Genomic DNA, 11,141 nt, shown 5'->3' with positions numbered 1-11,141 from the left:
TCCGCACCCCGGCCACGATCTCCTCGAGGTCGGCCCGCACCAGGGGCTCCCCGCCGGTCAGGCGCAGCTCGGTGACCCCGAGCTGCTCGACGCCCACGCGCACGATGCGGGTGATCTCGGCGGGGGTCATCAGCTGGGCGGCGGGCAGCCAGGGCAGGCCGCCGGCGGGCATGCAGTAGGTGCAGCGCAGGTTGCACTTGTCGATCACCGACAGGCGCAGGTCGGTGGCGCGGCGGCCGTGGCGGTCCATCAGCCCGGCCCCGGCCGGGGCGCCGCTGGGGCCCGGACCGGTGTCGCGCAGCCGCGGCAGTCCCAGGGAAACGCTCATGTCACCGCCTCGGTGGTCGTCTCCGGCCCCCGGCGGCCGGGGTGCGCCGGAGCCGCGGCGGCACCGAACCGCCCGAGCAGGTCGGCGGCGACGCTGATGGCGATCACCGCCGGGGCCTTGCCCGGGATGCCGGGGAGCCCGATGGGACACGCGATGCGCTCCAGCGCGGCGTCGGAGTGCCCCTCCGCCCGCAGCCGCGCCCGGAACCTCGACCACTTGGCCCGGGAGCCGATCAGGCCCACGCTGCCGAGGTCGTCCCGGCGCAGCGCGGCGTCGCACAGCACGAAGTCTTCGGCGTGGTCGTGGCTCATGATCAGCACGTGCGCCCCGGCCGGCAGCCCGGCCAGCACGTTCTCCGGGACGGGGCTGTGGTGGAGGCGGACCTGCGCGGCCCCGTCGGTGACGTCGGCCAGACGGGCGGGGGCCAGCTGACCCTCCCGGCTGTCCACCAGGTGCAGGTTCAGGGGCAGGCGGGACAGCACCCGGGCGAGCTCGTGACCCACGTGGCCCACACCGAACACGGCGACCACGGGGCGGGGGCCCTGGGGCTCGAGCAGCACGCTGACCACGCCTCCGCAGCACTGGCGCCCGTGCTCCACGGCGGCGTGCTCGTTGAGCGAGAAGGTCATCGTCTCCGGATCCGTGGCCCCAGTGGCGAGGAGGACCCGCGCCCGCTCGACCACCGTGGCCTCGAGGTTGCCTCCGCCCACGGTGTCCCACGTGTCCGTCTCGGCCACGACCATCTTGGCCCCCGCCTCCCGGGGGGCGTGCCCGCGCACCTCCGTGACGGTGACGAGCACCCCCGGCGCGCCCTCCGCGCGCAGGTGCTGCAGGGCGTCCAGCCAGTCCACGTCAGCGCGCCGCCGGAGCGGCCGGAGCGGCCGAGGCGGCGACGTCCGCCACGGGCAGGGCGCGGCGCGCCTCCTGGACCGCCCAGAACACGGCCTCCGGGGTGGCGGGGCTCGCGAGCTCGGTGCTCCGCCCGCCCGGCCCGAACGCGGCCGCGGCCTCCCGCAGCGCCTCGCGCACGCTGAAGGCCAGCATGAGGGGCGGCTCCCCCACGGCCTTGGAGCCGTAGACGACGCCGCTCTCGGTGGCCTCCTCGAAGAGGTGCACGTTGAACTCCTCGGGCATCTCCGAGAAGCTCGGCAGCTTGTAGGTGCTCGCCGCCTGGGTCGCCAACCGGCCCCGGTGCGGCCCGTCGGACTCGTCCCAGCGCAGCTCCTCGAGCGTGAGCCAGCCGGCGCCCTGGACGAACCCGCCCTCGATCTGCCCCACGTCGATCAGCGGGGAGAGGCTGTCGCCCACGTCGTGGACGATGTCGGTGCGCAGCAGCCGGTACGCGCCGGTGAAGCCGTCGACCTCCACCTCGGAGACGGAGGCGCCGTAGGAGAAGTACTTGAACGGCTCGCCCTGCATCCGGGCGCCGTCCCAGTGCAGCCCCTCGGTCCGGTAGTACCCGGCGGCCCACAGCGAGATCCGCTGGAAGTAGGCGTCGTGGGCGAGCTCGGCGAAGGACATCTGCCGGTCATGGAAGCCGATCCCGGTGACCGTGCCGTCGACGAACCGGACGTCATCGGGGTGGATGTCGAACTTGCGGGCGGCGACCTCGGCCAGCCGGTCGCGGATCTGCTCGCAGGCGTTCTTCACGGCCCCGCCGTTGAGGTCCGCCCCGGAGCTGGCGGCCGTCGCGGAGGTGTTGGGCACCTTGTCCGTGCGGGTGGGCGCGAGCCGGACGGTCTCCATGGGCACGCCCAGGGCCGTGGCCGCGACCTGGCGCATCTTGGTGTGCAGCCCCTGTCCCATCTCGGTGCCGCCGTGGTTGATGAGCACGGACCCGTCCTTGTAGACGTGCACGAGGGCGCCGGCCTGGTTGAAGGCCGTGAGGTTGAACGAGATGCCGAACTTGACCGGGGTGACCGCCAGCGCCCGCTTGGTGTCGGGGCGGGCGGCGTTGAAGGCGGCGATCTCCTCGCGGCGGCGCTCGACCTCGGCCCGGTCGAGCAGCTGGGTCCAGATGGTGCGCAGCCGCTCGGCGTGCCGGACGGGCTGGCCGTAGGGCGTGGTCTGGCCGGGGACGTAGAGGTTGCGGTGGCGCAGCTCCGTGGGGTCCAGGCCGAGCAACGGGGCGCAGCGGCCCATGACCTCCTCGATCACCAGCATGCCCTGCGGGCCGCCGAAGCCGCGGAACGCGGTCTGGGAGGTCTTGTGGGTCCGTGCGATCCGGCCGTGGACCTGCACGTGCGGGATCCAGTAGGCGTTGTCGATGTGGCACAGCGTGCGCTGCAGCACGGGCTCGGAGAGGTCCAGGCTCCACCCGCCGTCGCTGGTGACGGTGGCCTCCAGGGCCTGCAGGCGGCCGCTCTCGTCGAAACCGGCCTCCCACCGGGTGTGGTAGGGGTGGCGCTTGCCGGACAGGGTGATGTCCTGGGTGCGGTTGAGCCGCAGCCGCACCGGCCGGCCCGTCAGCACCGAGCCGAGGGCGGCGACGGCGGCGTAGCCGTGCGGCTGCATCTCCTTGCCACCGAACCCGCCGCCCATGCGCAGGCACTGCACGGTGACCTCGTGGCTGTGCAGGCCGAGGACGTGGGCGACGATCTCCTGGGTCTCCGTGGGGTGCTGGGTGCTGCAGTGCACCAGGACCTGCTCGCCCTCGTCGACGTAGGCGAAGGAGGCGTGGGTCTCCAGGTAGAAGTGCTCCTGGCCGCCGAACTCGAACTCACCGCTGAAGCGGTGGGCCGCGGTGGCCAGCGCGGTGCTGGTGTCCCCGCGGCTGACGGTGGGCTGAGCGCCCTGGAAGCTGCCGGCCTCGATCGCCTCGGCCACGGTGACCAGCGACGGCAGCGGCTCGTAGTCGACCTCGACCGCTGCGGCGCCCAGCCGGGCGGCCTCCTGGGTCTCGCCCAGCACCCAGCACACCGCGTGCCCGTGGAACATGACCTCGGTGGGGAACAGCGGCTCGTCGTGCTTGGTGCCGGCGTCGTTGACCCCGGGCACGTCCGCGGCGGTGAGGACCCGGACCACCCCGGGGACCGCCAGGGCCGGGGCCGTGCGCAGGTCCAGCACGAGGGCGTGGGCGTGCGGAGCCTGCACCGGCCAGGCGTGCAGCACGTCCTGGTGGCGCACGATCAGGTCGTCGGTGTACAGGGCCGTGCCCGTGACGTGCAGGGCGGCGTTCTCGTGCGCGACGGGCACGCCCACCACGGGGTTGACGGGGCGGTCGGCGAGGGACGTCATCGGGACACCTCCATGTCGGGGGCGGACGCGTGCTGCGTCCAGAACTTGAGCAGGGCCTGCTCGAGCATGGCCGAGCGGTAGCGGGCGCTGGCCCGGTGGTCGTCGATCGGGGTGCCCTCCCCGGCCAGCTCGGCCGCCGCGGCGAGGACCGTGTCACGGTTCCACGGCGCACCGCTGAGGATGCGTTCCGGGGCTTGCGCGCGGATCGGGGTGGCGGCCACCCCGCCCAGGCCGATCCGCGCGGAGGTGACCGTGCCGGCCTCCACGTGCACGGCGATGCCGACGGCCACGCTCGAGATGTCGTCGAAGCGTCGCTTGGCGATCTTGTGGAACGCGCTGTACCGGGCCGTCGGCAGCGGGATCCGCACGGCACGGATGATCTCCCCGGGGCGGCGGACGCTCTGCCGGTACCCGGTGTAGTACTCGTCCAGGGGCACCTCGCGCTCGCCCCCGGCGGAGGCCAGGACCACGGACGCGCCCAGGGCCAGCAACGCCGGGGCGGAGTCCCCGATGGGCGAGCCGGTTCCGAGGTTGCCGCCGAACGTCGCGGCGTTGCGGATCAGACGGGAGGCGAACTGGGGGAAGAGCTGGTCCAGCAGCGGCACCCGCCCGGCGAGGCCGCGCTCGACCTCGGACAGGCTCAGGGCCGCCCCGATCTCGACCTGCTCCTGTCCCACTTCGAGCGTGCGCAGCTGCTCGAGCCGGTCCACCGCCAGGGTCAGCGGCGGACGGGCGTGCTGGATGTTGACGCCCACGCCCGCGTCCGTGGAACCGGCGACCAGCTGGGCGTCCGGGGTGTCCTCCAGGTGCTCGAAGAGCTCCTCCAGGGAGCCGGGACGGACGAACCGTGCGCCGTCGGCCTCCACCCGGGTGGGCGGGGCGGGCTGCGCGGGCCGCTCCTGGCGCCGGAGCAGGGGGTCGGCGTCGGCCGGAGTCCCCAGGGCGTAGGCGGCGTCGCGGATGGGCCGGTAGCCGGTGCAGCGGCAGAGGTTGCCGCTCAGGGCGTGCAGGTCGAAACCGTTGGGCCCGCACTCGTGGTCGGCCGCGTGCTCCTCGCCGACGACCGCGGTGCCGGTCTGCGCCCCGGCGGCCGCCTCGGCGGTCGCGCCGGGGGCCTTGCGCTCGGGCCGGTAGTACTCGGCGGCCATGGAGCAGACGAAGCCGGGGGTGCAGTAGCCGCACTGGGAGCCTCCCCGGAACGCCATCTCCTGCTGGACGGGGTGCAGCGCCGCCGGCGTGCCGGTGCCGCCCGCGGTGCCGAGGCCCTCTGCGGTGACGACCTCCTGACCGTCGAAGGCGGCGGCGGGGGGCAGACAGGCGTTGACGGAGGTCCACCGGCTGCGTCCCTCGCCGTCCGGCCGGGCGACCAGCACCGCGCAGGCACCGCACTCGCCCTCGGCGCAGCCCTCCTTGGCCCCGGTCAGTCCCTCGCCGCGCAGCCAGTCCAGCAGCCGGGTGTGCGGGCCGAGCCCGTCACAGCTCCGGGTACGACCGTTGACCGTCACTCGGATGTCGCTCATGCCTGCTGCTCCTCGGTGCATGCCACTGGCCGCGACCTGGAGTCAGGTGGTTCCCCGGGGGTACCGGGAGCTCTCTGGCGGCGGACCAGCGCGATTCGTCGTTGCTCGCCCGGTAGATAGTCCGCTTCAGGACCCGCCGTAGGCTGAGTCACACCATAACCACGCCGTGACGGGGCCGCAAGAGTTCGGGCGCCACCACCAGGTCAGGGTGTATCTGGAAGAATTCTTCCACAATGTGTTGTGGATCACGTCGATCTCCCCTAGGTTGGCCTCAGTCAAAGGCGGGCCCCGGTCGACCGGGGCTATCTACCGGGCATGATCTGACAGCCGGGCGGGCCCGCCGACGGACAAGCCGTTTCTCGGGTTCCCCACGATCCGTGAGGACCTGAGCATCATGTCGACCATCCACGAAACCGCTCCGCGCACCCAGGTCCACCTGGAACGTGCCGTCGAGCTCGCGGCGGAGAACGCCGCCGGCGACGGCGGGCCGTTCGGCGCCGTCGTCGTGACCGCGGACGGGCGGGAGTTCCCCGCCGTCAACCGCGTGACGGCGGACCACGACCCCACAGCGCACGCGGAGGTCATGGCCATCCGCAGCGCCTGCCGCGAGCTGGGGACCTTCGACCTCAGCGGGGCCGTGCTCTACACCAGCTGCGAACCGTGCCCGCTGTGCCTCTCGGCCTCGCTGTGGGCCCGGCTGGACGCGGTGTACTTCGCCGCCGACCGGCACGACGCCGCGGCCGGCGGATTCGACGACGCCGAGTTCTACGAGTTCTTCGCCCGGAGCGCGCAGGAGCGGGACCGGGCCCTTCCGGTCCGCCACGTCGCCCTCGCCACGCGCACGGAACCGTTCGAGGCCTGGACCGGCAACGCCCAGCGCACCGCGTACTGATCCGAGCACCCCGCCGCCCCGGTCGGCTCCTACCGGGACCATCAGATCTGGACACTTCACGGGAGACCCGCCGGCAGCGGCCGGGCCCCGGAAAAACAGAGGATCGCCGGACCTTGCGCAGCAGAGCCGACGCCTGCGCGCTGAAGGAGGCACCTTCCATGTCATCGACCACACCTGACCGTCCGACCGACGCCCGCACGACCGCGGCCCGCACGATCCGCCGTGGGCGCCCGGCGCACGCGCCCGGACCGGAGGACGAGCGGCTGCCGCTGGGGCGGACCACCGCCTACGGCTTCCAGCACGTCCTCACCATGTACGGCGCCATCGTCGCCGTCCCCCTCATCATCGGGCAGGCCGCCGGGCTCTCCGGCGAGGAGATCGCCCTCCTCATCAGCTCCTGCCTGCTCATGGGCGGGGTCGCCACCGTCCTGCAGAGCTTCGGGGCGCCCTTCCTCGGCTCCAGGCTGCCGCTCGTGCAGGGCGTGTCCTTCGCCGGGGTCGCCCCCATGCTCGCGATCCTGGCCCGTGGCAACGACCTGACCACCATCTTCGGGGCCGTGCTCGTCTCCTCGGTGGTGGGCTTCCTGCTCGCCGGCGCGTTCTCCCGCGTCCTCCGGCTGTTCCCGCCGGTGGTCACCGGAACGGTGATCACGGTCATCGGCATCTCCCTGCTGCCGGTCGCGATCTCCTGGGCCGCCGGCAGCGGGGAGGGCGGCGCCGCCGACCCCCGCAGCCTCGCGCTCGCCGGGATCACCCTGCTCATCGTGCTGGTGCTGTCCAAGGTGGGCGTCGGGATGATCTCGCGCCTGTCCATCCTGCTCTCCTTCGTGCTCGGCACCGTGATCGCCCACACGATGGGGATGGTGGACTTCTCCGGTGTGGGCCAGGGCGGTATCGTCACCCTCCCAACGCCCCTGGCCTTCGGCCCCCCGACCTTCGAGGTCGCCTCGATCATCTCGATGCTCATCGTGGTGCTCGTGACGATGACCGAGACCACGGCGGACATCCTCGCGGTGGGCGAGATCACGGGGGCCAAGGTCGACTCGAAGCGCGTGGCCAACGGCCTGCGGGCGGACATGCTCTCCTCCGCGGGGGCGCCGCTGCTGAACTCGTTCACCCAGACGGCCTTCGCCGCCAACGTCGGTCTCGTGGCGGTGACGGGCGTCCGCAGCCGCTTCGTGGTCACGGCCGCCGGCGTCATCATGGTGGGACTGGGGCTGTTCCCCGTCATCGGCGAGGTCGTCGCGGCCATTCCCACCCCGGTCCTCGGCGGCGCGTCGATCGTGCTCTTCGGCACGGTGGCCTCCTCCGGCGTGCGCACGCTGGGCAAGGTGAACTTCAACAACTCGATGAACCTCGTCATCGTGGCGGTCGCCTTCGCGTTCGGCCTCATCCCTGTGGCCGCGCCCCAGTTCTACGCCGGCTTCCCCTCCTGGACGCAGACCATCCTCGGCTCGGGGATCAGCGCCGCAGCACTCGTGGCCATCGCTCTCAACCTGCTGTTCAACGAGCTGGCCGCCGGCAACTCCCGGCACCAGTCCGTCATGGCGGCGGCGCCGGTGCGGGTCGTCCGGGCGGACACCCTGGCGCACCTGCGGGAGGGCGACCGGATCCAGGACGGTGCCGTGGTGGACAGCGACGGAGCCGAGGTGGCGGTCGTGGCGGAGCACCACTTCGACGACGTCCGGAGGATGATCGACGACGGGGAGATCACGCACACGGGACAGATCCGGACGGTCCTCGCCGCCAAGGACGCGACGGCCTGAGCACCCGGGCTCGCACCCCACGTGCGAGGCCTCTACCAGGGGCGTTCCCCGCTTCCGCCCGGCGCACCGCCGGGCGGAAGCGGGGAACGCCCCTGCGACGGTGTCCGGGCCGGTCCGCTCAGCTCGCTGCCACCGGGCCGCGGCGCCCCGTCCCGGCCCGGCCCGCGAGCATCGGGCCCGGCGGGGCCGGGAGCTTCAGGCGTTCACCAGGCGGCGGGCCGCCGCGGAGTGCTCGGCGGTGAGCGCCTCCACGTCCAGCCCGGTGATCGCACCGTCCTCCACGAGCCAGCGCCCGCCCACCATGACCCGGTCCGCGCGCTCCGCGCCGCACAGCAGAAGCGCGGAGAGCGGGTCGTGGGCGCCGGAGAAGCGCAGCCCGTCCAGCCGGAACATCGCGAGGTCCGCCTGGGCGCCCGGGCGCAGCACACCGAGGTCCGGGCGCCCGAGCAGGCGCGCGGAGCCGCGCGTCGCCCAGCCGAGGGCCCGCTCCGGGGTCACGGCCTCCGCCCCGTAGCGCAGTCGCTGCACGTACAGGGCCTGCCGGACCTCCTGCACCAGGTTGGAGGCGTCGTTGGAGGCGGACCCGTCCACCCCGAGCCCCACGGGGGCTCCCGCCTCCTCGAGCTCCACGGCCCGGCAGATCCCGGAGGCCAGGCGCATGTTGGACGTGGGGCAGTGGGCCACGCCCACCCCGGCCGCGCCCAGGCGGGCCACCTCGGCGTCGTCGAAGTGGATGCCGTGGGCCAGCCACGTCCGGTCGGTGAGCCAGCCCGTGGACTCGAGGTAGTCGACCGTCCGCAGCCCGAAGCGCTCCCGGCAGAAGTCCTCCTCGTCGATGGTCTCGGCGAGGTGGGTGTGCAGCCGCACGTCCAGCTCGCCGGCCAGGACGGCGGTGTCCCGCATGATCTCCCGCGTCACCGAGAACGGTGAGCACGGGGCCAGGGCGATCTGGGTCCGGGCGCCGTCGCCGCGCTCGTGGTAGGTCCCCACCAGGCGTGCGCTGTCGGCGAGGATCGTCTCCGCCTCCTGCACCGTCTGCTGCGGGGGCAGCCCGCCGTCGCGCTCGCCCAGGCTCATGGATCCCCGGGAGAGGACGGCCCGCATGCCGAGGCTCCGGGCGGCCTCGACCTGCACGTCGATCGAGTGCTCCATGCCGCCGGGGAACAGGTAGTGGTGGTCGGCCGCCGTGGTGCAGCCCGAGAGCAGCAGCTCCGCCATCGCCACCGTGGTCGCGAGCTGCAGGTCGTGGGGGCGCAGACGGGCCCACACGGGGTAGAGGTCCCGCAGCCACGGGAACAGGGGGACGCTGACCACGGGCGCCCAGGCACGCGTGAGCGTCTGGTAGAAGTGGTGGTGCGTGTTGATCAGCCCGGGCACCACCACGTGCTCCCGGGCGTCGAGGACCCCGCACGGAACGGTCGGGGCTCCGCCGGCCGGGACCAGCTCCACCACGGTGCCGGAGGCGGTGTCCACCACGACACCGCCGGCCGTGTCCGCGGAGGTGTCCTCGCCGGTGTACAGGGCCAGGGGCTCGCGCAGCCACAGCAGGTGGGAGCCGGAATTCGAGGTGTGGGGACGCACAGGGTTCTCCGATCGGTCGCAGGTCTCGTCACCGGCGCCGTGCGCCTCGTGTGTTCCGAGGGCGGCACGCGGCGCCGCCAGCTCAGTGAGGTCCTGTCTGCTGATCCAGGAGACCGCTCCCGCGGTCCCGGTGACCGTAGCACCGGCGGATGTTCGCCTTCAACCGTCCGGGCCCCGACGACGACGGGCCCGGACGGCGTCCGGTCAGCTCTCCCCGCGCCGGATCAGTCGGCCCGACGGAGTCCGGAAGTCCACGGAGCTGCCCCGCAGATAGGTTCTGCGCACCTTTCCGGACAGCGCCTTGCCCTGATACGGGGTGATGGGGTTCTTGTGATGCAGCTTCCCGGCGTCCACGACGAAGGCGTCGTCGGGCGCGAAGACCACCAGGTCGGCGTCGTAGCCGATGGAGACCTTGCCCTTGGCGCGCAGGCCGGCCCGCTGGGCCGGCTTCGTCGACATCCACTCCACCACGCGGCCCAGGTCCACTCCGCGGCGCCGGGCTTCCGTCCAGATCAGGGACAGCCCCAGCTGCAGCGAGGAGACACCACCCCAGGCCACCCCGAAGTCGCCGTTGTCGAGGTCCTTGAGGTCCAGGGTCGAGGGGGAGTGGTCGGAGACGATGAAGTCGATGGTCCCGTCGATCAGTCCCTCCCACAGCAGCTCGCGGTTGCCGACCTCCCGCACGGGCGGGCAGCACTTGAAGGCGGTGGCGCCGTTGGGCACCTCCTCGGCGAGCAGGGTGAGGTAGTGCGGACAGGTCTCCACCGTGATGTCCAGGCCGTCCCGCTTCGCGGTGGCGAGCATGGGCAGAGCGTCCGAGGAGGACAGGTGCAGGATGTGGGAGCGGGCGCCGGTCCAGCGGGTGCGCTCGATGACCTCGGCGATGGCCAGGTTCTCGGCGCCGCGCGGGCGGGACTTCAGGAAGTTCTCGTACACGTCCCCCTCGGGCCGCGGGGCACGGTCGATGGCCCGGGAGTCCTCGGCGTGCACGATCATCAGCGAGTCGAACGTCTTGATCTCGGCGAGGTCCTCCTCCATCTCGTCGGCCTCCAGATGGGGGAACTCGTCCACCCCGGAGTGCAGCAGGAAGCACTTGAAGCCGAAGACGCCGTCGTCGTGCAGCTCGCGCAGGTCGGGCTTGTTGCCGGGGATCGCCCCGCCCCAGAAGCCGACGTCCACGAAGACGTTGTCCTGGGCGAAGAGGCGCTTGTACTCGAGGGCCGGCACGTTGACGGTCGCCGGGATCGAGTTGAGCGGCATGTCCAGGACCGTGGTGACGCCCCCGGCGGCGGCCGCGCGGGTGGCGGAGGCGAAACCCTCCCACTCGGTGCGGCCGGGCTCGTTGATGTGCACGTGGGTGTCCACCAGGCCGGGCAGCAGGTGCTCGTCCTCGGCCAGCTCCACGACCTCGCGGCCGACCAGGCCGGCGCCGAGGGGTTCGATGGCCACGATCCTGCCGTTGCGCACGCCGACCTCGCGGGGAGCGAAGTGGTCCCCGCAGGAGACGTTCTGCCCCCGCACCACGAGGTCGAACTCGCGGTGGCCGTGCGCATCGGTGCCGGCGTCACCCGACGCCGGGCGGGAGGCCTCCGCGGCATCGGCAGGCATCCCGTGCTCCCGCTTGTAGTCGGCGATCAGCCGGCGCACGCGCTCGGGGTCGTTGACGTCGTGGCTCACGTCCAGCTTGTGCGCCTGCTCGGCCTCGAAGGCGCTCCGGGCGGCGGCCGGCTTGGTGGCCGCGCGGGCGGAGTCCTCCCGGGCGATCGCCGCAGGATCCGCACTCACCTGCTGCGCACGCCCTGCGGCGTCAGAAGCGT

Annotated in this window: 8 protein-coding genes; 2 read left to right on the top strand and 6 right to left on the bottom strand. The window is 73.0% G+C overall.

Translation table 11 applies throughout. The features are described from left to right. The 4 genes from CK505_RS12280 to CK505_RS12265 all read right to left on the bottom strand — a co-directional run. Window positions 1-328: radical SAM protein (locus tag CK505_RS12280; RefSeq protein ID WP_141246817.1), on the bottom strand; the 328-nt coding region annotated here is incomplete at its 3' end. After that, the gene (gene xdhC / locus CK505_RS12275) at window positions 325-1,179 is read right to left on the bottom strand and encodes a xanthine dehydrogenase accessory protein XdhC (RefSeq protein ID WP_095651240.1); all 855 of its coding nucleotides are present in this window, start codon (window positions 1,177-1,179) and stop codon (window positions 325-327) included. The genes xdhC and CK505_RS12280, both read right to left, overlap by 4 nt. 1 nt (window position 1,180) lies before the next feature. Continuing rightward, a complete protein-coding gene (gene xdhB, locus CK505_RS12270; RefSeq protein ID WP_095651239.1) occupies window positions 1,181-3,565 on the bottom strand; it encodes a xanthine dehydrogenase molybdopterin binding subunit in 2,385 nt (794 codons plus the stop codon). Beyond that, entirely contained in the window at window positions 3,562-5,085 is a 1,524-nt protein-coding gene (locus CK505_RS12265) for a xanthine dehydrogenase small subunit (RefSeq protein WP_095651238.1), read from the bottom strand. The genes xdhB and CK505_RS12265 overlap by 4 nt, the downstream gene beginning before the upstream one ends. Before the next feature lie 394 nt (window positions 5,086-5,479). Here CK505_RS12265 and CK505_RS12260 point away from each other — a divergent pair, with 394 nt between their 5' ends. Together CK505_RS12260 and CK505_RS12255 are read left to right on the top strand one after the other, a co-directional pair. Further along, window positions 5,480-5,977: a nucleoside deaminase gene (locus CK505_RS12260; RefSeq protein ID WP_095651237.1), complete on the top strand. Its 498-nt coding sequence runs from the start codon at window positions 5,480-5,482 to the stop codon at window positions 5,975-5,977. A gap of 158 nt (window positions 5,978-6,135) precedes the next feature. Beyond that, complete coding sequence (locus tag CK505_RS12255) at window positions 6,136-7,743, top strand: nucleobase:cation symporter-2 family protein (RefSeq protein ID WP_095651236.1); 1,608 nt, start codon at window positions 6,136-6,138, stop codon at window positions 7,741-7,743. A gap of 195 nt (window positions 7,744-7,938) precedes the next feature. Here the strand turns inward: CK505_RS12255 and CK505_RS12250 are convergent, their stop codons facing one another. Together CK505_RS12250 and allB are read right to left on the bottom strand one after the other, a co-directional pair. Next, window positions 7,939-9,324 carry an 8-oxoguanine deaminase gene (locus CK505_RS12250; RefSeq protein WP_095651235.1) on the bottom strand — a complete coding sequence of 462 codons (1,386 nt, stop codon included), beginning with the start codon at window positions 9,322-9,324 and terminating at the stop codon, window positions 7,939-7,941. Window positions 9,325-9,528: 204 nt separating this feature from the next. Further along, window positions 9,529-10,932, bottom strand: coding sequence for an allantoinase AllB (gene allB / locus CK505_RS12245; RefSeq protein ID WP_255250951.1), 1,404 nt, complete (start codon window positions 10,930-10,932; stop codon window positions 9,529-9,531). Window positions 10,933-11,141 lie beyond the last annotated feature (209 nt).

Origin of the sequence: Kocuria sp. WN036, assembly GCF_002287015.1 — a bacterium.
Classification (GTDB): Bacteria; Actinomycetota; Actinomycetes; order Actinomycetales; family Micrococcaceae; genus Kocuria; species Kocuria rosea.
Note: the sequence above shows the minus strand (reverse complement) of the source record. Positions and strands in the feature narration are given on the sequence as shown.